The sequence below is a fragment of the Chryseobacterium sp. Mn2064 genome (assembly GCF_049319685.1).
GTDB lineage: Bacteria > Bacteroidota > Bacteroidia > Flavobacteriales > Weeksellaceae > Chryseobacterium.
Genome location: NZ_JBMOUE010000007.1, coordinates 52,496 through 74,483, shown reverse-complemented (window position 1 = coordinate 74,483; position 21,988 = coordinate 52,496). Strand labels below are relative to the sequence as shown.

19 protein-coding genes are annotated in these 21,988 nt (G+C 36.3%); 10 read left to right on the top strand and 9 right to left on the bottom strand.

Annotated elements, in window-relative coordinates:
* Window positions 1–125: 125 nt before the first annotated feature.
* The 5 genes from ACL9RH_RS21130 to ACL9RH_RS21110 all read right to left on the bottom strand — a co-directional run bounded on the left by ACL9RH_RS21130 (window position 126) and on the right by ACL9RH_RS21110 (window position 7,215).
* Window positions 126–794 carry an HAD-IA family hydrolase gene (locus ACL9RH_RS21130; protein WP_422695315.1) on the bottom strand — a complete coding sequence of 223 codons (669 nt, stop codon included), beginning with the start codon at window positions 792–794 and terminating at the stop codon, window positions 126–128.
* A gap of 7 nt (window positions 795–801) precedes the next feature.
* On the bottom strand, window positions 802–1,956 hold the full coding sequence (locus ACL9RH_RS21125; protein WP_422695314.1) for a TIGR03364 family FAD-dependent oxidoreductase: 1,155 nt from the start codon (window positions 1,954–1,956) through the stop codon (window positions 802–804).
* Window positions 1,957–1,967: 11 nt separating this feature from the next.
* A complete protein-coding gene (locus ACL9RH_RS21120) occupies window positions 1,968–3,272 on the bottom strand; it encodes a DUF5690 family protein (protein ID WP_422695313.1) in 1,305 nt (434 codons plus the stop codon).
* 9 nt (window positions 3,273–3,281) lie between these two features.
* Complete coding sequence (locus ACL9RH_RS21115; RefSeq protein ID WP_422695312.1) at window positions 3,282–6,107, bottom strand: TonB-dependent receptor; 2,826 nt, start codon at window positions 6,105–6,107, stop codon at window positions 3,282–3,284.
* Between the two features lie 538 nt (window positions 6,108–6,645).
* Window positions 6,646–7,215, bottom strand: coding sequence for a helix-turn-helix domain-containing protein (locus ACL9RH_RS21110; RefSeq protein ID WP_047380002.1), 570 nt, complete (start codon window positions 7,213–7,215; stop codon window positions 6,646–6,648).
* A gap of 192 nt (window positions 7,216–7,407) precedes the next feature.
* On the opposite strand from ACL9RH_RS21110, the gene ACL9RH_RS21105 reads away from it, so the two are divergent.
* From ACL9RH_RS21105 to ACL9RH_RS21060, 10 genes are all read left to right on the top strand, one after another.
* Window positions 7,408–8,115 carry a response regulator transcription factor gene (locus ACL9RH_RS21105; protein WP_422695311.1) on the top strand — a complete coding sequence of 236 codons (708 nt, stop codon included), beginning with the start codon at window positions 7,408–7,410 and terminating at the stop codon, window positions 8,113–8,115.
* Between the two features lie 3 nt (window positions 8,116–8,118).
* Window positions 8,119–9,531, top strand: coding sequence for an ATP-binding protein (locus ACL9RH_RS21100; protein WP_422695310.1), 1,413 nt, complete (start codon window positions 8,119–8,121; stop codon window positions 9,529–9,531).
* 299 nt (window positions 9,532–9,830) lie between these two features.
* The gene (locus tag ACL9RH_RS21095) at window positions 9,831–10,325 is read left to right on the top strand and encodes a hypothetical protein (protein ID WP_422695309.1); all 495 of its coding nucleotides are present in this window, start codon (window positions 9,831–9,833) and stop codon (window positions 10,323–10,325) included.
* Between the two features lie 28 nt (window positions 10,326–10,353).
* Window positions 10,354–11,181: a YoaK family protein gene (locus ACL9RH_RS21090; protein ID WP_422695308.1), complete on the top strand. Its 828-nt coding sequence runs from the start codon at window positions 10,354–10,356 to the stop codon at window positions 11,179–11,181.
* A gap of 312 nt (window positions 11,182–11,493) precedes the next feature.
* Entirely contained in the window at window positions 11,494–13,290 is a 1,797-nt protein-coding gene (gene mutL / locus ACL9RH_RS21085; RefSeq protein ID WP_422695307.1) for a DNA mismatch repair endonuclease MutL, read from the top strand.
* A gap of 5 nt (window positions 13,291–13,295) precedes the next feature.
* On the top strand, window positions 13,296–14,033 hold the full coding sequence (locus ACL9RH_RS21080) for a rhomboid family intramembrane serine protease (RefSeq protein ID WP_422695306.1): 738 nt from the start codon (window positions 13,296–13,298) through the stop codon (window positions 14,031–14,033).
* Window positions 14,034–14,042: 9 nt separating this feature from the next.
* Window positions 14,043–15,035, top strand: coding sequence for an endonuclease/exonuclease/phosphatase family protein (locus ACL9RH_RS21075; RefSeq protein ID WP_422695305.1), 993 nt, complete (start codon window positions 14,043–14,045; stop codon window positions 15,033–15,035).
* A gap of 74 nt (window positions 15,036–15,109) precedes the next feature.
* The gene (locus tag ACL9RH_RS21070) at window positions 15,110–16,081 is read left to right on the top strand and encodes an endonuclease/exonuclease/phosphatase family protein (protein ID WP_422695304.1); all 972 of its coding nucleotides are present in this window, start codon (window positions 15,110–15,112) and stop codon (window positions 16,079–16,081) included.
* Window positions 16,082–16,085: 4 nt separating this feature from the next.
* Entirely contained in the window at window positions 16,086–16,448 is a 363-nt protein-coding gene (locus ACL9RH_RS21065; protein WP_422695303.1) for a hypothetical protein, read from the top strand.
* Between the two features lie 27 nt (window positions 16,449–16,475).
* The gene (locus ACL9RH_RS21060; protein ID WP_422695302.1) at window positions 16,476–16,889 is read left to right on the top strand and encodes a hypothetical protein; all 414 of its coding nucleotides are present in this window, start codon (window positions 16,476–16,478) and stop codon (window positions 16,887–16,889) included.
* A 56-nt stretch (window positions 16,890–16,945) separates the two neighbouring features.
* Here ACL9RH_RS21060 and ACL9RH_RS21055 read toward each other — a convergent pair whose 3' ends face one another.
* From ACL9RH_RS21055 to ftsZ, 4 genes are all read right to left on the bottom strand, one after another.
* The gene (locus ACL9RH_RS21055) at window positions 16,946–18,460 is read right to left on the bottom strand and encodes a GH3 auxin-responsive promoter family protein (protein ID WP_422695301.1); all 1,515 of its coding nucleotides are present in this window, start codon (window positions 18,458–18,460) and stop codon (window positions 16,946–16,948) included.
* Between the two features lie 105 nt (window positions 18,461–18,565).
* Window positions 18,566–18,976 carry a BrxA/BrxB family bacilliredoxin gene (locus tag ACL9RH_RS21050; protein WP_027372869.1) on the bottom strand — a complete coding sequence of 137 codons (411 nt, stop codon included), beginning with the start codon at window positions 18,974–18,976 and terminating at the stop codon, window positions 18,566–18,568.
* A gap of 452 nt (window positions 18,977–19,428) precedes the next feature.
* On the bottom strand, window positions 19,429–19,875 hold the full coding sequence (locus tag ACL9RH_RS21045) for a GatB/YqeY domain-containing protein (RefSeq protein WP_422695300.1): 447 nt from the start codon (window positions 19,873–19,875) through the stop codon (window positions 19,429–19,431).
* 87 nt (window positions 19,876–19,962) lie between these two features.
* Window positions 19,963–21,879, bottom strand: coding sequence for a cell division protein FtsZ (ftsZ, locus tag ACL9RH_RS21040; RefSeq protein WP_422695299.1), 1,917 nt, complete (start codon window positions 21,877–21,879; stop codon window positions 19,963–19,965).
* Window positions 21,880–21,988 lie beyond the last annotated feature (109 nt).

Below are 21,988 nucleotides of genomic sequence, written 5' to 3'. Positions count from 1 at the left end.
CCCTCCTCTGGAGGGGGGCAAATTGGAAATTTGACGGGGTGGTTCAAAAAACACAAACATTTTCAATGAATTACCATGAAAACATTTGTGTCAAGAAGTATTAAAAAAATATGCTGAAAAAGTGGTTAAAGAATACCTTCAGCTTCAGAAATTGTATTCAGAATATAATCCGGGGCAGCCTTTTCCAATTCTGATTGGGTTTGAGCTCCGGAAAGAACCGCTACTGTTAATCCGCAACCTGCATTTTTTCCCTCTTCAATATCAATAACAGAATCTCCTGCCTTTAGAACCTTATTGGGTTCAGTGATATTGAATTTCTTCATTGCAAGATGAATCATCTCAGGGCTTGGTCGGCTTTCCGAAACATCATCGGCAGTAATCAAAGCATCAAAGTGAACACTTTCCTTCCAGTTCAGTTTATTTAAAAGCTGATGAGCAATTTCTGACGTATATCCTGTATTCAAAACAATCTTCTTGTTTTGAGACTTCATACTGAGCAGGAAATTTTCGGTCCCATTGATTGGTTTTACGTCCAGATTTTTGTAAGATTCTTTCAGCTGATCAGAAAAATTCTCAAAAATAGCAGGAGCATCCTCTTCATTTCCATTGATTTCTTTTAAAAGACTTGTTATGGCTTCAAGTTTCTCCATTCCGGCACAGCTGGATAGTACTTTTTCCAGGCTTACCACATAACCGTAATCATTCACAGCGTTGGTAAGTGTTTTGTAGACAACATTATCCTCATCAATTGTTGTTCCGGCCATATCCAGAACTAATAGTTCTATATTTTTCATTTCAATTTTATGCGTAAATTTTTTCAATATTAAATTTGGAAAAGCCTCCGCTTCCCGTCATTCCTTTTCCTCCGATACCCGTTACAATATGAATATTTGCAGATGGGCTATGCTCAAAAATATCTTTCGTTTTGCACTGGGAATAAATCCCGAACCATCTTCTCTGAATTTCATACGTAGGAAGATCAATAATTTTCTTAGCCTCAAGAATCATAAATTCATCAATCTCCATATTAAGATCGTATCCAAGATCATCTGCATTTTTAGCATCCGCATATTCATGAGAGTCTCCAATAATTACAGAACCGTCAAGCGCCTGCTTGAATAAAATATGAACTCCGTATTTCTTCTCAAATGAATTAGGATCTTCTAATGCCTTGATCTTCTGGAAAGAAGGACATTCGCTGAATGATTCATATCTTCTCACGGAAAGTCCTGTAAGGATATTTCCCTGAAGTGAATAGATTCCTTGCGGCTTTGTCTGAAGCATCTGTAGTTTACTTACCTCCAGATCACTGTTATTGAATACATTAGGATATAAAGTTTTAAACTCATGTCCACCGCAGATAATGATTTTTGAAGCGTTAAATTCTGTTCCGTCTGCTGCAACAGCTGTACATTTCTGATCATCTTCATAGGTTTCAAGAACGGTGGTGTTGTAGAAAATCTGCAGTCCCATTTTTTCCTTAAGCAGCTTATGAAGTTTTATAATCATTTCTGCAGAATCTACAGAAAGCTCTTGTGGGAAAAACAGACCTCCTTTGCAGTAGTCGGAACGAAGACCGTCAAATTTCTTGATGCAGTCATTTTTTGATAATAAAACAGATTCATAATCATTGTTTCTGTTGATTTCAAAAAGTTCTTCAATCAGCTGAAGTTCTTCGTCATTTGAAGCAATATAGATGGAACCGTTTTGCCTGATGGTAAGGTCTGCCTGATCGTGAAGTTCATTGTATATAGCAAGGCTTTCTCTTCCGAAATTCTGCCATTTAAGATCCATTCCGGAAGGTACTACCTGTCCGAAATTCCTTACGGTGGCACCCTGAGGAACAGAATTTCTTTCCAGTAAAGCTACTTTAAGATTTTTCTTCAGCGCATGATAAGCATGGAATGTTCCTAAAATTCCGCCTCCTACAACGAGTAAATCAAATTTTGTTGTCATTGTACTATAGTTTATAAAATTTTCGACGTATCGAAATTGATGAATTGATTAGAGTTTGAGTTTGATTTCGGCTTTGACTTCTTTCTGAAAGCCAGAAAAGCAATCACTGAAAGAACCAAAACCGTTATGGTGATGATATAATTTAATTTGATATAGAAATTTAACCAGGAAGTCTGAGCTGAACCAAAGTTTTTATACAAAAGAATCAGAACACTTCCGAGATAACCAAAGGAATCCACAATATAGATCAGGAAACCTACATTTCCTTTGATTTCAAATGCAGCAATCATTCGGTCAAAATAAATTCCGTTGAAAGGAATATAACAGATGTACATTCCAAAGCCTGAAATGGTCATCCATAAAAAAGGAGACAGGGAACCCTGCTGGAACAGATAAGTAGAAAGCCCTACTGTAAGAATTCCCGCAAGAAGAATGTAATGATAATAGGAAAATGCCTTTTTATTGTTTTTGACTTTTACCATAAAGCTTAAAATTACCAAAACCATTACTGCAATAGGAATTTCTGTTAAGGTGAAAATAGAGCTGTCAAAAGTAAAATGCAGTCCGTCCCAGATCTCACGGTTGAAATTATCTCTGAAATCCCTTAAAACCGTTAAGCTGATGTATAAAAAAATAATACAAACAATGGGTACAAAAAACTGTTGGATCAATGCTTTTCGTTCTGAACCATTCAACGGCTGCCTTTTGTTTTTAAGCAAAATATCTTCTTCCGAAGGCTTGGGAATTCTTTCAAGTAACAGACCGAAGAGAATCAATGGAATAATGAAAATAAGTCCGGCTGAAAAGGGCATCCAGAATTCGGAAACGGAGAAATTATCCATTAAAAATTTCCCTACAGATTTTGTAAACCCTGAAGAAACCACAAAGCTTGAACATAAAAATAAGCCGATGATTTCTGTGGTTTTGCGTCCTTCGATATAAGAGAAAACAATTCCCCAGATCATTCCCAGCGGAATCCCATTGATGAACATAAATATAATATTGTAAGGAGCAGGAACGGCTGCAAATCCTAATAAGGCAAGTTCAGCAATAGCAATGAAAGTAAAAAGATAAGTAATTCTTTTCTGAGGTTTCAACTCCGAAATAAATTTGATCCCAATGAATTTTGATATAAAATAGCCTACAGCCTGTGCAATGATAATCAGAATCTTATAATCAACTCCGAAATAAGAGAGTCCTTCGAAAGAAGCTACGGTAAAAGGTTTTCTGAAACCGTACATGCAGAAGTAAACACCGAAAGCAGCAAAAGCGGCCTTCAGTGTTACCAGTGTTTTTTTATTGATGGTTCTGGCCATGGTAATGGGTTAGAAGTTCAGTTTTATTCCAAGATTGAATCGTACCCCATAATATTCCACCTGCTCCGGACGGTCTTCGCTTTTGCCGAAGTGATAGATCAGAGGTTTGTTCAGAATATTGTTTACATCCGCATACAAAGTCAGATATTTGGTAAATTGATAAGAACCTCCGAAGTCCAGATTGCTGTATTTACCGTAATAAGAATCATTGATGTCCTCTTCAGCATATTCTACAGCATATTTTCCTTTGTAGTTGTAAGCAAGCCTTGCGTTGAACCCTTTTTTCTCAAAGAAAAGCTGTGCGTTGTATAATTCTTTTGCCTGATAGGGAAGGGCTACCGTTCTTCCGCTTGGCTTTTCCATTTCGGAAGTCATGAAGGTGGCATTCAACTGTACTCCGAAGTACTGTAAAATTCCCGGAAGGAAATCAAATCTTTTATTAATTCCCAATTCAATCCCTCCTAACCATGCTGCTTTTCCGTTGTTAGGAGCTGTAAACTGCACGCCTGTAATTCCGTTATAATTTCCGATAAAAGAATCCTGGAAAATAGGATCTGTAATAGATTTATAGAAAACTCCGCCACTCAGAATCCCAACGTTGGAAAAGTAATATTCTCCCATCAGGTCAAAATTCAAAGAATAGGTAGGATTAAGATTCGGGTTTCCACCTTTGAATTCATTGTCTGCTTCAATATAAGTTCCACCTGGAGTCAGATCACCAAAATTCGGTCTTGAGAATGTTCTTGTTGCAGCAAAACGAAGATTGGTTTTATCATTCAGGGTATATTTTAAGTGAATCATCGGAAGAACAGCCAGATAGTTTTTGGTATTTTCTACAGGAGTCAATACCTCATCATTTACGCTGTAACCTTTTACTTTTGTATTGGTATTTGATAGTCTGATTCCTCCTAAAATGATCATCTTATCATTCAGTTTATACGTTGCCATTCCATAAGCATCTGCATGTTTTTCAAATACATCAAAGTTTCTTCCTAATGCTTTATTATATTCAAGGGCTTCAGAATCAGCAGTATTGATTTTTAAATTTCCCTGGTTGTCATACCAAAACTGGTTCATTCCCTTGGTAGAAAGTACAGGGCCAAAAGTATTGCCAATGTGGGCATTCATTTCACTTAAATATTTCGGTCCATTGGGCTGTGTCGTAATGTATTGAGAAAAATCAGAAAGGAGAGGCGCTGTTCCGCTGCTCCAGTTGTAGAAGATGTCTGAAAATCTTGCATTACGCTCTTTGTCTCTGTATTTAAAACCATATTTTAAAGTCAGGTTATCAGAAGCATTAATTTCGTGGTTGAAAGCTGCAACGATTTTATCCTTTTCCTCTACAAATACTTTATAGAATTCAAGATCTGTAAATCTCATCTGGGAAGCATCCATTTTAAAATTCGGATCGCTGTAGAAACCGAATAAAGCATCCGGATTTTTATAATCTAATTTCCCGCCATCAGCTTTCCAGTAGGCTCTGGGACCATTTCCGTGATTTGAAATATAATCAGGATTAATGCCTACACCGGATTGAGTGTACTTGATGACATAATAAGAATTGTTCTGTTTATCAGGGATATTTCCATACTTGAATTTGTTGTCATAATAGGATAAATCCCAGTCGATTTTTCCTTTGTTTAATTGATGAACAGCTCCCAAAGAAACAGAAGTAAGTTCCGTAATCAGTAAATTGTGGATATTCTGAAGCTCTACTCTTGCGGTATTATTAGTACTGCTGAATTTATCAAACCGTATTCTGTGTTTATAATGGGTCTCGTCATCCGATAAGGTACCATACATTCCTTTTAAATAGAAAGTAGTCTTTGGAGACAGTACATATTCAAAAGCGGTATTGATTCCCGTTGTTTTTCTTACCCCGTTATAATCACGAAGCTCCAGTCTGAAAACTCCTTCATCACCACTTCTCCTTGCCTCAAAATTATCCGTAGACCAGTTTCTGATGAAATGCGCAAAATTGAATAAATACCCGAATTTTTTATCCTTCGTTCTTCCTCCATATAAAAATCCAAGGTTGTAAACTCCCTTATCAGACTTTGCATTATAACCGCTTCCTATGGTTGCTTTAAATTCTGTTTTCATCGGCGGAGTTTTGGTGATAAAATTGACACCGCCACCTATTCCGTCTGCTTCCATATCTGGAGTAAAAGACTTGTTTACATGTACATAGGAGATCAGTTCCGTAGGAAAGAAGTCGAATGCTGTAGCTCTGGAAGTGGTTTCTTCCTCTGCAGTGGGAAGCCTGTTTCCGTTGATGGTTGTGGATGCCCAAAATGGCGGAAGTCCTCTCAGGGAAACAAATCTTCCTTCTCCCTGATCTCTTTCAATAGAAACTCCCTGTACACGCTGTACGGTCTCTGCTGCATTTCTGTCCGGTAATTTCCCAATCCCATCTGAGGCAATTACATTGGTAATATTGATCGCATTTTTCTGAAGGTTTAAAGCTCTTGCTTCCGTATTTTTCAGTGTTCCCGTAACCACTACTTCATCAATGTTTTTTCGGGGCTGGGAAAGTTTGATAATTCCCAGATCAACCGTTTGTTCCGGTTTCAGATCAATAGTAATGTCTGATGATTCATATCCTATATAGCTGATTTGTAATATGTATTGACCTTCTTTAATATCGTTGATAGTAAATTTTCCTTCAATATCAGTCGTTGTATTTTTAGATAAGCCTTTTATTTTGACTGTTGCCCCGGGGAGAGGCTGGCTGTCGTCAAGAACAGTTCCTATAATTAACTGTTTTTGCGCTGAAACAAAGACAATGAAACAGACAAAAACAAGGGTAAGTAATTTCTCTAATTTTGTTTTCATTTTTACATATATTAAATTTTTTATGCAAATCACGCTAATAATTTTAATATATATAAATATTTTGTATTAAGTATTGTTTAACAAATAACCCCGGATTGTTACGTCTTTTTTACTTTAAAAAGAATAAAACCTGTTCTTTGAAAATTTGATAAAATGGGATTTGAAGTACCTGTTTCAACGTTTTTACTAAATGTTTTCCCAAAATATCAGGAATAGAAACCTACTAAAAAGAGGCTTGTTTTAGTTCATATTTCGTTCATCTTAGAAGAAAAGAGAAAATCAAAAGTTGCATATTTGTAAACTTTTGTATGTTTCGGGAAATCCAAAATTGAATAGTAATGTATAAAGTGACTATTATTTAAACGCAAAGTTTACTTACTATACTGCAAATTATAAGGATGCAAAGGTGGCGACGCTGTCGCTGATGAAGCGTGATTATTATGCATAGGCTTAGAAAGGATCAATGAAATTGATTCCATTCTTTGCTCCCTTAAAAATATTAAGCTTAAATAGTAAAGCTTTGCGTTAAAAAAAGTATTTAGGCTGTATAAAAATAAAGAACAAGCATCACACAGCTCTCATCACTAATGCTTACCGGAACGTGTGGAAACTTCCCGTTGAAATATAAAGAATCACCCTCTTTTAAGATGATTTCTTCGTTATCAATTACATATTTTACTTCTCCTTTCAGAATATATTTAAATTCCCAGGCATCCGTAATGACCTTTTCTCTTTTAGAATTTGGTTCGAGAGTCAATAATACAGCTTCAAAACCCAAAGAATGAAGACTTTTGCTGAAGATATGCATATACTTGAATCCTTCAGCTTCTACCTCCTTTTCAATAACTTGCTGACTTTCTTTCGGAACGTAGATGAATTTGGCGTTGGATTTTTTCTCAACCCCTTCAAAGAAATAGCTGGCATCAATCTCAAGCGACTGGATCAGATCTAACAGAACAGGAAGCGAGGGAATAGTTCTTCCGTTTTCAATCCTGGAAACAAGGCCGTTGCTTACATTCGCTTTGAAAGCCAGATCATTAATGGTTAAATTATTCTTTTTTCTAATATCCTTTAATCTCTTGCCGATACCTATTAAAAAGTCATTCATACTGTGTGCAATTTAACCTGATTATTTTTTCATCATTATATTCAAAACAAAGGTAATATTATTCTATAGAGTTTGGATATGGGAAGGAATCAATTCATTGAAAATTATTATTTGCCTTTGGCTTTCTCAGATCTTTTCGCCTTTTCTCCCCAAGAAAATTTCCCTATTTTTGTAAAACTCCTTATTTCATCTATGAAAAAAATTATTCTTATCGAAGACGAAACCAGTGTAGTTTCCTTTATTAAAAAGGGGCTTCAGGAAAATGGATATGAAATTTCTGTGGCTTTTGACGGCCGTACAGGAGTACAGCTGGTGCAGGCTAACGATTTTGATCTGGTAATTTTAGACATCATGCTTCCGGAAATGAACGGGCTGGATGTATGTAAAGAAATAAGAAAAACCAATCAGAGCGTTCCGATTTTATTTCTGACTGCTTTAGGAACTTCTGAAAATATCGTTCTCGGGCTAGAAAGTGGTGGAGATGACTATCTGGTGAAACCTTTTAAATTCATTGAACTGGTAGCACGGGTAAAGTCTTTACTAAGAAGAAGCAACAATAACGGACCACAGGAAGTTGCTGAACCTGAGCCGGATAATGAACATGTATTTCAGTTTTCTGATCTGATGGTGAATGATTATACCAAAAAAGTTATCCGTGCCGGAGAAGATATTTCTCTTACTTCCACAGAATATAAACTTCTTTTGTATTTCCTTAATAATCCTGAAAAGGTAATTTCAAGAGCGGAAATTCTGGATGCGGTGTGGGGAGTGAATTATGAATTGGGAACCAATGTGGTAGATGTATATGTAAACTACCTAAGGAAAAAACTGGACAGTCACGATGATAATAAATTGATTCATACGGTGATAGGAATGGGTTACGTATTAAAAAAGAATTAGTAAATGTTTAATAGAGTTATTACAAATCAGACCAAAACGATGGTGCTTTTAATGTTGGTTTTTACCGCCATTATTCTTCTGTTCAGTGGTTTGGTGTATTTCTCTATTGTTAATTTTTCACATCAAAGGTTTTATGAACTGCTGAAGATCAGGACGGCAACCATTGTTCAGATCGAAAAAAGCAAAGATCACCTCGATATCCCGGAGAATTATATCCTCAATAGCATGAATGATGAGGAGCTTCCCATGGAAAAAGATTATGTTTTTGCAGTTCCTTCAGATTCCAATTTCAAAAAAATCTCCCAGGAAGTTCATATTCCGGATTACTTCTTCAAGAATATCATGAAAGAAGGAGAATCAAATTACAATGATAAAGAATTCTACTACATTGGGCAGAGTTTCCGTTATGAGGATAAAGATTATATCGCCATTGCTTCTGCCAAAAATCATTATGTAGTTTACTATCTTGGATTCTTAAAAAGAACACTGCTTACCTGTATCGTACTTTCTTTATTTTTCAGTATGATCTTTTCTTTTTATCTGTCTAAAACATTATTCAGGCCTATTCTGAAAATCACAGGTAAAGTGAAAGAAATCAGTTCAGAGAATCTTCACTTAAGATTGGAGGCACAGCCTGATAATAAAGAACTGAATGAGCTGGTAGATACCTTCAATGGGATGCTGAACCGTATCGAGACCTCTTTTGAAACTCAAAATCATCTGATTGGAAACGTTTCTCATGAGCTGAGAACACCTCTTACTTCTATTATGGGAGAAGCAGATGTTGCCTTATCCATCAGCAGAACCGCAGATGAATATAAAGAAACGCTGGAAATCATTCTGGATGAAGCCGAAAAGTTGGATAAAAAGATCAAAGCGTTATTAATGATTGCACAAACCGGTTTTGACGGAAAGATTCAGAAAATGGATAAGGTGAGAATTGATCAGCTTCTTTGGGACGTTATCGAAACGCTTAGAAGAATAGATTCCAGGAACAATATCTATCTTGATATCAGTATGCTTCCCGACAATCCAAAAAAACTAAAAGTACAGGGGAACGAGCAGCTGCTGCATCTTGCCGTGGCCAATATCATCAGTAACGGTTGTAAATATTCTAATTTCCAACAGGTAAAAGTTTCCTTGGGTGCTACAGATACCGATGTATATATTATTGTAAAAGATGATGGTATAGGAATTCCGGAGGTGGAAATGAACAAAATATACGACCCGTTTTTTAGGGCCTCCAATACCAATAACTATGAAGGATATGGGATTGGGCTTCCACTGGCAAGAAATATTGTCAGAATGCATCACGGTGAACTGATCGTAAGCTCACATGAAAATCAAGGGACAACTGTACAAATGCGTTTCCCGAATTTCTATAGTATGCAGAAAGCAGAAGAATCCAAAGGCTAAAAATCCAGAAAGGCTAAGTTCAACATTGTAAAGAGAAACATCTCATTGCCATTCTTTATTGAATACGAATGTTTCTTTCTTTTTTTCTTGATAATCAAATTCTTATTGAGTATTTGAAGCAAGCAGTTTCTACTTTTTTGCCGTTTTCATTTTCGCCATATTAATTCCTCTTAACAATTTTCTAATCTCATTTTAATCTCTTTAATCACATTTTAATTCCGTTCCAAAGACTCTCTAATTTGGTCATTCTAGCTTTGTATCATTAAAAAAGATAAACACAATACAAAATCATAAAGAACATGACTAAAACAATTTTAATTGCAACAGATTACTCTCTTGAGTCATTGAATATATTGAAAAAAGTACTTAAAGAGAAAGACGCATCGGAAGATAAAAACCAATATAATATTCTACTAACCTCAGGTTATGATTCGGGAGATTCTATCAGAGATCTTTTATTCAATACCAAGACCTCGGTTTTTAATAAAATCAGACCTGCTGAGTTCTGCGACGCTTACGGAATCATTAAGAATAAATACACTCATCTGATCAGTAAAATTACCTGTGATGTTTTTACAGGAAGCTTCCAGAGAACATTCAATCAGTATGTAAAAGCAGAAAATATTGAAGAAGCCTACTATTCGTCATCTATCAAAAGTAAAGGAAAAGGAAAATTCGATCTTATTCCTTACATCAAAAAATGCAAAGAACTTCATTCTCAGGAAATCAGTATTGAAGTAAGAGAAAAGCTTCCGGAAAGAGGAAGATTGGCAGAGATCTTTGTAGAGGTCTAAAAATATAATCATTTTAAAAAGATAAAAAATGTTAAGGAATTATAGTAACAGCAGAACATTGGGGGACAATATCAGATTGGGGACGCTGACTGCATTTACAGCAGGTACTATAAATATTGCATCCCTATTGATATTTCTCTCGTTTACGTCCAACGTAACAGGGCATTATGCTATTTTGGCAGCCGAGATCAGTAAAGGAAACTGGACGCAGGTTGGAGTGGTAGGAGCATGGATTTTCCTGTTCTTTTTCGGAAGTTTCCTATCCAACTTTATTGTCATCAATTTTAATAAAAAAAGTAAATATTTTGCTCATGCAATGCCTATTGTTTTGGAGATCATGTGTTTGCTTTTCGTAGGAGTATATGGACAGTTGTATTATCAGAAAACACTGGAAGAAACAGAATATTTAGTAGCCCTTATGCTTTTTGCAACCGGACTGCAGAACGGATTAACGGCGAGTATCTCCAATTTCTCGGTAAAAACAACCCACCTTACAGGAACAACAACCGATTTAGGAATTCTGGCGTCCATGTTTACCCAGAAAAAATACAGAAGAAATGGAGAACTGATTGGTAGAGCAAAACTACTGTCAAGTATCATGGTAGCCTACGTTTTAGGAGCGGTATTTTCAGGATTGACATATTACTATTTGGAATTCAGAGTTTTTTATGTTATCAGCATATGTCTTTTAATCGTGATCGGATATGATGCCTATAAAATTCATGTACGACACTTTAATACTAAATACAGATATAACAGGATTTATAAAAAACCAAACCTGTTTGCGTATCTGTATGAAAAGATCCACGGAATCCCTAAAAGAGAAAAGAAAAGAAAACTTGTTTTTGAAGAGTGATTCAATAAGAGTAAACATCACTATTAATTTTTTGTATAAACTAGCTGTGAGCACCCTTATTTTATGATGTAATAAGGGTGTTTTTTTCAAAGAGAGCTAAAGCTGGTCTAGGCGCAATCATTTCAATCTATTTTTCAGGATCATAAAAATAAACGGTTGGGAAGATGTCCGCTAAAGCCCTTCTTTACAAACATTAAAAAACCGGATGGGGATAAATACGGTAAAAATGTTGATAATTAAATATTAAATCCGGGTTTTATTATTTTAATTCCCGTTTTCATTGACTATTTTTGTAAGTTGATTTACGTTTTTATGTCAGATATTATTCAGCTTTTACCGGATCATGTAGCGAACCAAATTGCAGCGGGAGAGGTGGTGCAGAGACCTGCATCCATCGTGAAAGAACTTTTGGAAAACGCTATAGATGCAGATGCAACAAAAATTGAATTGATCATCAGAGATGCCGGAAAAAATCTCATTCAGGTAGTAGATGACGGAAAAGGGATGTCCGAAACAGATGCAAGAATGGCATTTGAAAGACACGCCACTTCCAAGATCAAAGGAACGGAAGATATCTTTAAGATCGCTACAAAAGGATTTCGAGGTGAGGCATTAGCTTCTATTGCTGCTGTTTCTCAAGTTGAACTGAGAACAAAGCAGAAAGACACCGCCATCGGAACCAATATTTATATAGAAGGTGGAGTTTTCCAGTTTCAGGATCCTATTCAAACAGCAGAAGGATCTAATTTTCTAGTTAAAAATCTATTTTATAACGTTCCGGCAAGAAGAAAGTTCCTGAAAAATAATAATATCGAATTCAGACATGTTATTGATGAATTTCAACGGGTAGCACTCGCTCATGAGAATCTGGAGTTTTCCCTGTTTCATGATGATGATGCTGTTTTCAGACTGAGAAAAGGAAGTCAGATGCAGCGTATTGTAGATGTTTTCGGAAGAAAACTTCAGCCGCTTCTGATTCCTATTAAAGAAGATATTATCTGGTGTAAACTTCATGGTTTTGTTGCGAAGCCCGAAGGAGCAAAGAAAGCAAGAGGAGAACAGTTCCTTTTTGTGAATGGAAGATATTTCAGAAGTCCATACTTCAATAAAGCGGTACAGGAAGCTTTTGAAGGACTTCTTCAACCAGGATATGTGCCTTCGTTTTTCCTTTTCCTGGAGCTTGATCCGGAGAAGATCGATGTGAATATTCATCCACAGAAAACAGAGGTGAAATTTGAAGATGAGCATCTTATTTTTGCCTTGCTTCGTTCAACCATTAAAAGATCTTTAGGGATTTATAATGTTTCTCCAAGCCTTGATTTCGACAGAGATCCGGAACTGGATGAAATGATGAATAAACCAATGCCAAGTAAAGGAAATGGAGGCGGAATAGGTGGCGGCGTTATCAAAATGCCGGAAATTATTGTTGATAAAGATTATAATCCGTTTCTGGAAGAGAGAAATGTAGTGCATCCGGAAGAAATTCAGAACCTTACAGAAATGTACCATCAGAATATTACCGCAGAACCTTCAAAGATCAACCTGTTTGAAGATGAAGATTTTGATGAAGATTTGATGAGACTTCCTAATGGTTACTGGCTTCTCAATAAAGAAGATGTTACGCTGATGCTGGATTTGGGAAGAATGCACCGACTTTTGGTATCGGAAACGAACAAATCTACCAGAAAATCAAGCACCAACAGCCATGCGCTTCTTTTCTCTCTGGAGTATCATATGAACGAAATTGAGAAAAACAAGTACAATTCGATCAAAAAATATCTTCCTGAATTAGGGTTTGACATGAAAATTGCTCATGAAAGTGTACTGAGGATAGATTCTCTTCCTGAAGGTCTGAAAGAAACTCAGGCTATGAAATTCCTGGAAAACCTTTTTGAGATCCTGGAGTATAAAACGGAAGAAGAATTTATGCAGTATTATCTCAACCAATGGAACAAAATGCAGTCGAAATCAAGATTCGATTTTATTTATAAAAAAGATGCGGAACAGGTCATCAAAGACTTTACAGCACTAGGCTTCCCGGAGTTTTTGCCGGATGGTAAAAGGTGTTTCTTTGAAGTTCCGTTTAATGATTTTAAAAACAAATTTTAAAAAATATGTTTAACAATATACCACCGATTACAAGGAATATCATTATCATTAATGTGATCGTATTCATCGCTACCTATTTACTAGGAGATCAGATGGTCGGCTATTTTGCGGCTTTTTATCCTTTTTCTCCTCTCTTTAAATCATGGCAGATCATTACCCATATGTTTATGCATGGAGGTCTGATGCACATCCTATTTAATATGATGACATTATTCAGTTTTGGTCCTATTTTAGAACAGACACTGGGAGATAAAAAATATCTGATCCTTTATTTCGCAAGTGGTTTAGGAGCATTTTTCCTTTTTAATGCATGGAATTTTGTAGAAGCTCAACAAATTATTTCTGAACTACAAACATTGGATATCAATGCGTCTGATATTTATGCAAAAGCAGCTCATTATTTTGGTGGAATTCCGAAATTTAATGCTACAACTGTTGAAGGGCAAGAATTATCGGTTCAATATTATAATTTATTAACCACTCCAATGGTGGGGGCTTCCGGAGCTATTTTCGGGGTGGTAGCAGCATTTGCCACCTTATATCCTGATGCTAAGATTGGAATTATGTTTATCCCTGTACCAATGAAAGTAAAATACCTTCTTCCTATTATTGTGTTAATTTCTGTTTATCTTGGAGTTTCCGGTAATGGAGGAGGAATTGCTCATTTGGCTCACGTTGGTGGAGCGTTGGTAGGCTGGCTTCTGGCAAGAAACTGGAGAAAGCACCTGTACAGATTCAATTAATCTGTTTTTGTGAAGATTTTTCGACTTATACTGCTGATTATCCATTTGGGAATAATGTTTCTGTTATTGGGAACTTTATTAAACGCTTATGTACCACCCAAAATTTTTCCGTGGTTTAATCTCCTTTCTTTAGGCTTTCCGGTATTGATGATAGTGTATATCATCCTGACTGTATTTTGGGTATTCAGCTGGAAAAAAAGAGCTTTTGTGTTCATGTTTGTAGGATTGGCTTTTATAAACCCTGTAAAACGATGGGTTAATTATTCTCCTGATAAAAAAGGAATTCCTGACCTAAAAGTTATTTCCTTTAATACAAGGGCAGGAGGATGGGGCAAAAAAAAAATTGAAGACTATCTTAAGCCTCAAAATGCAGATGTCATTCTTTTACAGGAAGATGGAGCGGTGATATATAAGCTTGAAGGGTATCATATGGTTAATTCCAATGATCTTTTTGCGGTGCTGACTAAGCATAAAATTATCAGCCATAAAGTATTAGGAGGGCAAGATGGAAATGTGAAAATTTCCGGACTACAGGCAGATATAGAGATTAAAGGAAAAATATATCGTTTCATCGATGTCCATCTTCAGTCTTTTCATTTTGAAAAAGATATGGTACAGCTTAACGGAAATTCAGAAAATGATGAAGAAAAGCTAAAAGATATTGTGAAAATGCTTATCCCTACTTTCAAAGAGCATCAAGGGCAGGTAGAGCTTTTGCAGCAATCCATCGAAAATTCACCCTATCCCGTTATTTTGGGTGGGGATTTTAATTCTGTTCCCAACTCTTATGAATATTATCACTTATCTCAAGGTTTGGAAGATGCTTTTCTTGTGGCTGGAAAAGGAAGTGCAACCAGCTTTCATGATTATAAGTTTCCTATTAGGATTGATTATGTTTTTTCTTCAAAAAATATACAGGCACTTTCTTATGAAGTAGACCGCTCTGTAAATCTTTCAGATCATTTTCCGGTGACTGTAAAGTTTTCATTATCTGATAAATAATTATAAAAATAGTTAAAATTTCGCTCGTTGGTAAGGTTTTTGCTTAAAAAAATCCGTACCAAGACCGCTTTTTCATGAAGTTGAATCAGATATTATTATTTGCACATATCGCTGTTGCAGTTCTGCTTTTATGCACACTGGGAAATGCATGGGTTCCTCCTAATCTTTTGAGTAGCCTTAATCTTCTTTCTCTTGGTTTCCCCTACCTGATGGTGACGTATATTATTCTTACGTTAGTGTGGGTCTTTAAAAAACAAAAAATTGCGATTGCTTTTGCATTAGGTACGCTCATTTTTTTCAATCCAATCAGAAGATGGGTTAATTTTTCTCCCAAAACAGATAATTTAAAAACGATTCGTGACATCAAAGTTTTAACCTTTAATGTAAAGTATGGTGAATATGGTTGGGATAAGGTCAAAAAATATATTAAAGATCAGGATGCAGACATTATTTTAGTTCAGGAAAAAGATACCAACCGTGCTATAAAGAGAGATCTTGTAAAATACCCGTCGGTTATCCTTAAAACCAAGCATAAAATTGTAAGACAAGATAAGCTGATTGATGAAAAAGCCCGTGGAAATTCATTCTATGCAGACGTTGATATCAATGGTAAAATTATCAGAATTGTAAATGTTTATTTGGAACCATTCAGACTTCACAAATCGATGTTTACAAAACTGGAAGGGTTAGGATTTGGAAATATTTCTACCTTGCTTTCTCATATGACGCCTACATTTCAGGCACACGAGGATCAGGTGAGTAAAATTAGAAAAATAGTAGATTTATCACCTTACCCTGTTATTCTGGCAGGAGATTTTAACTCTGTTCCCAACTCTTATGAATATTATAATCTTGGAAAAGATCTTCAGGATGCATTTGTAGTAGCTGGGAAGGGAAGTGCAAGTAGTTTTCACGACTATAAAGTACCTTTAAGAATAGATTATATCTTTACTTCCAAATCTATCATTCCATTAAGTTATAAAGTAGATCATACCGTAGAATTATCAGATCACTATCCGGTAATTGCAGAATTTCTGCTAAATTAGTTGCATGAAAAACGTACTGCCTGTTATTTTTATTCTTACGCTTCTGTTTACTGCCTGCTCCAAGAAGGAGTCTCCCGGATTTGCTGAAGATCAGGATATTAAAATGCATTATGATACTACAGCTGTTGATTCTTTTTCAACCGGAGCTGTTTCCGTAGATATTGCCCGAAAGATAAGAATGTCGTCTCCTCAGTATCTGGATTCTGTAAAACAGGCTAAAAAACTGGCAGAAGAAGAGGCAAAGCTGAAAGCAGAGCTTGAAAAAGAAAATAAAGCCAAGCTTGATGACGAGAAGAAAAAAGCAGAAGCTGAGAAGAAATCTAAAGCAGCAGAAACGCCAACCACTCACGAAAACAAAACCGAATAATACCAAACTTTTTTAAAAATATATAATATGAAAAAACAAATCCTTGCCGCGATGGCGATCTCTTTGTTCGCTGTTGCATGCACAAAATCTTCAACTAAAACAGAACAGGTAGAAAATGCTGATGGTTCTGTTACCACAACCACAACTACCGTTACAGAAACTCCGTCTGATATGGTTGATACCGCTAAGATTAACAAAGCAAAAGAAGATGCCAAAGTAAAAGTAGACGAAGCGGGTAATAAGATAGACGATGCCGCACAGAAAGCAAAAGAAAAAATAGATGCTACTGCTGATAAAACTAAGCAAGATCTTAACAAAGCAGGAAAGGACATCAAAGAAGAGGCTAATAAAGTGGGTAAAGATGCCAAAGAAGCCGCTAAAAAAGGAGCTTCCAAAGTAGAGGAGGCTGCCAAAAGAGTAAAAGAAGACTTAAGCAAATAAAATAAAAACCGCAATCCAACTGGGTTGCGGTTTTTTTATCTCTAAATGGTTATTCATTATCTGTTCAGTTCAAGAAGAGGATCTATATACTCTCTGTCATTGCTTAATCTTGGGACTTTATTCTGACCACCAAGTTTTCCTTTAGACTCCAGCCAGTTGTAGAAGAGATTATGTTTGGCGATATGAATAATAGGTCTTTTCAGCGTTATATTATTATATCTTTTGGCTTCATAATCAGAGTTGATGGCTTTTAAATGCTGATCAAAGCAGTCAATAAAATTGTCCAGATTATTTGGTTTTTGGCTGAACTCAAAAATCCATTCATGAGCACCTCCTTCGTTTTCTTTCATAAAAACCGGCGCTCCTGTGAAATCTGTAATTGAGGCTCCTGTAACCTCGCAAGCCTTGGAAATGGCAGATTCTACATTGGTAATCATCAGTTCTTCACCAAAAGCATTGATATAGTGCTTGGTTCTTCCCGTAATTTTAATTCTGAAAGGATTGATGGAGGTAAATACTACCGTGTCTCCAATAAGGTATCTCCATAAACCGCCGTTGGTTGTGATCACCATTGCATAATTCTTTCCAATTTCCACATCTTCCAGACTTACAACCTTTGGATTCGAAAAATGAAACTGATCCATAGGAATAAACTCGTAGAAGATTCCATAGTCTAACATCAGAAGCATTTCATCACTGTTAGGTCTGTCCTGGATTCCGAAGAAACCTTCAGATGCATTGTAAATTTCGTAGTAATTGATGTTTTTTCCGATGATCTGCTTGAATTGCTCCCTGTAGGGCTTAAAACTGATTCCACCGTGAAAAAACACCTCTAAATTCGGCCAGAGCTCAGAAATACTTCCTACTTCAGTTTCATTCAAAACTCTTTGCATCAGAACCATCATCCAGCTCGGTACACCCAGAATACTTCCAACGTCTTCATTTTTTACTTCCGAGGTTATTGCTTTAAGCTTGCTCTCCCATTCACCCATCAAAGAAACCTTCTTGCTTGGAGTTGTGGTAATTTCTACCCAAAACGGGAGATTATCAATTAAAATAGCAGATAAATCGCCAAATTTCGTGTTAAAATCGGCATACAGTTCAGAACTTCCTCCTAAACGTAGGTTTTTATAGTTGAAAAGCTGATTTTCGGGATGATTGTTGGCATAGATGGAAACCATATCTTTTCCGGCCTTCATGTGGCAATATTCAAGGCTCTCTGCTGAAATCGGAATGAATTTGCTTTTGGCATTAGTTGTTCCGGAAGATTTCGCAAAATGTTTAATGTAGCCTGGCCAGCTTACATCCTTTTGTCCCTGTCTTGCTTTCTCAATATAGGGCTCCATTTCTTCATAGGTAACAATAGGGACTTTATTTTTAAAATCCTGATAACTAGAGATAGAGTTGAACCCGTATTGTTTACCATATTCCGTGTCTTCCGCATGAAACAGCTGGGAAAATAAGATACCCTTCTGTGTTTCAATGGGATGATCCATGAAATTCTGTATCTGATCTATCCTTTGACGGATGAACCAGTTGACTACGGTATTAAAAAGTGCTTTGGTTGCCATTCCAACAAATATAATGATATTTGAATTTTCAGAAAATTTTTTCTGAGATTAAATAAAAAAACCGTTACAGGATTTGTAACGGTTTAATATTGAATGTGTTAATTGTTAACAGTACTCGTCGTAAGCAGCCTGAAGGTTAGCCGCAATAGCTCCTGCAGGGTTCCCTTCGATGTGGTGTCTCTCCAGCATGTGAACCAATTCACCATCTTTGAAAAGCGCTACACATGGAGAGCTTGGAGGGAATGGAGCAAGGTGTTTTCTTGCTTCAACTACTGCTTCAGTATCAAATCCTGCAAATACAGTTGTTAAATGATCAGGTTTTTTGTCTCCTGTTAAAGAATACACTACTCCTGGTCTTGCAGCTCCTGCAGCACATCCGCATACGGAGTTGATAACCAATAGTGTAGTTCCAGACTGCTTAAGAGCGTCTTCTACCTGAGCAGGAGTTGTTAAATCCTGAAAGCCTTTATCTGTAAGTTCCGCCTTCATTGGCATTACTAAATCTGTTGGATACATATTTTTTGTTTTTTTATCACTACAAAGTTAAGCAATTCTTTAGTTTTGATCAATATATAATAACTATCAAAGGTTTAGTCATATAAAATTAATCAAATATTAATATTGTAATAATATTCATAAAAATGTGAATTAAGATTAGGAATAATGGAATATTTTTATTAAATTTGAAATGATTCTGAAAAACAAACGACCATGAAAAAAACATTTAAGGCTTTCCCTCAAGCAATCAACCACTTAAATGCTGTCTGAAATTTGCAGATAGTTTTATTCTTTTTCTTCAGTTTAGAATCGAACTGAGTAATAAATTTTAATATCCAAAAAACGAAACCCGGAACTTTTATGTTCCGGGTTTCTAATCAAATCGATATGCAAAGGTTGAATATCCTAGTGTAATTGTGGAAAGCACATAGTGATCTATTGACAGTAAATACTATCAATAATTGGATCAACTATGACAAAAGCTTCTTAGCCATATCAGAGATACTTTTTCCGTCTGATTTCCCGGCTAATGCTTTTGATGCAGCTCCCATTACCTTCCCTAAATCTTTAACAGATTCAGCTCCGGTTTCTGAAATAATGTTTTTGATTTCAGCTTCCAGTTCTTCTGCAGAAAGCTGTTGTGGTAAAAATTTCTCAATTACCTTCATTTGCGCTTCTTCTACTTCAGCAAGGTCCTGTCTTCCCTGAGCAGCAAATTGCTCGAAAGAGTCTTTACGTTGCTTGATCATTCTCTGAAGGATAGCAATTTCCTGTTCTGCTGAAACTTCTGCTCCTTTGGCTTCTGTTTTCAGAAGAAGTATTTGAGATTTTACGGCACGAAGAGAATCCAGAGCAACTCTGTCTTTCTCTCTCATGGCTGTTTTTATAGCTTCACTGATTGTATTTTCTAAACTCATGGTTTTAAATTTAACAATGTATCAATGTAACAGTTTACGAATAAAATGATAGTAATTGTTACATTGGTACATTTCTACATTGTTATATTAGTCTACGTCTTTATTTAAAAATCTGTTTTCTCTCACTTGCATAGAACCATTGTTGTCAGACAGATAAGTGTTGATATTCTGTTCAGAAGCATTGGTTCCGTCAATCGAGATATTTTTTCTTTTGAAAGCAGGAATCGATTCAAATTCACTGGTGCTGTCAAAACTTTGATAACGGGAATTGAATTCTTTTAGTTTGTTTCTTCTTTCAATAACTCTATCCTGATCCATCGTTTTGTTCACGAAAGTGAATTCTGATTCTTCAGTTTTTGGAGTCTGAATCTCTGTTTTTGTTTCAAAAGCAGGTCTTGTTTCTGTTTTTGGTTCTTCTTGTTTCTGGAAGAAGGTTTCTACTTTCTGAGCTGGTTCTGCTACCGCGCTTGTTGGAGCGTTGAACTCTGCCTTAGGCTGTCCGAAATCTGTTTTAGGCTCGTTTCTGGTAGGTTCATTCACAAAGAAACTGAATTCAACAGGTTTTTCCTGAGAGAAAGAATTATTGAGCGTATTTCCTGTTTGAGGCTCTTCTTTTTTGTTTTCAAAATCGAAAGAGAACGATTGAATTTCCAGATCGTTCGGATCATCATGATCTTCATCAGCAGAGAATAAACTGTAGGCATCCTGCTCGTTTTCTTCTTCGTTTCTCCAGCCCTGTTCAGGAGTGTTCAGCGTATTTTCTTCTTTATCAGAGAATTTTATTTCTGTTCTGATCTCTTCTTCCTCAATAATCATTTTTTTTTCGATAGAAGTTACCTTGAACTGTGGAGTATCATGGTCTTCATCATCTAATCTGAAATGATTGCTTCTATTGGAATCAAAAGTTGCTTCTGAAGCGGTTTCTCTTTCTTCTCTTGTTTTAAAAGGAGACGATTTTGGAGCTTCAAAGCTATCGTTAAGACTGATTCTTATTTTTTCTGTAGGACCAGCAAATTTCTTGTTATCATTAGAGAATCCAGTTGCAATAACCAGAACGCTTACTGCATCTCCCAGTTCTTCATCAGCACCCACCCCGAAAATGATATCCGCAGTGTTTCCTGCTTCTTTCTGGATGTGATCCATAATGATACCGATTTCGTCCATGGTAACTTCTTCAGCACCACTTCTAATCAATAGCAATACGTTTTTAGCTCCTGTGATCTTGTTGTCATTCAATAGCGGAGAATCAAGGGCTTTTCTTACAGCTTCTTCTGCTTTGTTTTCCCCTGACGCGGTTCCTGTAGACATAAGCGCTGTACCAGAGTTCTGAAGTACAGATTTAGCATCTCTAAAGTCAATGTTTACGTCAAAATAACCTGTAATCACTTCTGCCATCCCTTTAGCGGCATTGGCTAACACTTCATCTGCTTTTGAGAATCCCTGTTTGAATCCAAGGTTTCCGAATTGCTGTCTCAGTTTATCGTTGTTGATGACAATTAGGGAGTCAACATTATTTTTTAATTTATCAAGACCGTTTTCAGCTTGTTCCAATCTTCTTTTTCCTTCAAAGCTGAAAGGAACGGTAACAATTCCTACGGTAAGGATGCCCATATCTTTGGCAACTTTGGCAATAACGGGAGCTGCTCCTGTACCGGTACCACCACCCATTCCGGCAGTGATGAACACCATTTTGGTATTTTGGCCCATGGCAGCCTTGATATCTTCAATACTTTCTATTGCCGATTTTTCTCCTACTTCAGGGTCCGCGCCAGCTCCCAGACCTTCCGTAATGGAAGTTCCTAGCTGAACTTTATTAGCGACCGGATTATTATCAAGCGTTTGAGCATCAGTATTACAGATCACGAAATCTACTCCGTGAATTCCTTTTTCATACATGTGTTTCAAAGCGTTGTTTCCACCGCCTCCTACACCGATTACTTTTATGATGGATGAATTTCCTTTTGGCAGGTCAAATGAAAATCCTTGTGTACCTATATTTTCCATAACTATTTTTTTAATAATTGATAACTGACAGTCGACAATTGATGCATGATATTCGCTTTAAGTTAATAAATATTATACTATTTTCTGGTATCATTGATCAAAAATTTTC